Origin of the sequence: Achromobacter pulmonis (assembly GCF_002885955.2) — a bacterium.
Taxonomy (GTDB): Bacteria; Pseudomonadota; Gammaproteobacteria; order Burkholderiales; family Burkholderiaceae_B; genus Achromobacter; species Achromobacter pulmonis_A.
In genome coordinates, this window is sequence record NZ_POQS01000080.1 from 1 (window position 1) to 404 (window position 404).

The window sequence follows — 404 nt, forward strand, 5'->3', positions numbered from 1 at the left end:
GCCGGTCGAGCAGGCCCGGACGGCGCAGCACTTCGGCATACAGGCTTTCCGTGGGCAGGAACATGATGGCGAAGTCGGTGGTGTGCGGCGGCGCCACGTATTTGGCGGCGATGGCGCGCGCCTGCAGCTCGACCGCGCGGCCCAGCGCGGCGCCGGCGGTCTTCACGCCTTCGGCGTCGGCGGCGTCCTGCGCGTCCATGAGGCGCTCGTATTCTTCCTTGGGGAATTTGGCGTCGATGGGCAGCCAGACCGGACCCGCGCCCTCGCCCCGGCCCGGCAGGCGGATGGCGAATTCCACCACCGCGTCGCTGCCCGGCACGGGCTTGATGTTGCTGGCGTACTGGTCCGGCGTCATGTTGTCTTCGATCAGCCGGGCGAGCTGCACTTCGCCCCAGGTGCCGCGC

Annotated in this window: 1 protein-coding gene; it reads right to left on the minus strand. The window is 70.8% G+C overall.

All coding sequences use genetic code 11. The features are described from left to right. On the minus strand, positions 1–404 hold a 404-nt coding region (gene rmuC, locus C1I89_RS33845; RefSeq protein ID WP_146197003.1), incomplete at both ends, for a DNA recombination protein RmuC.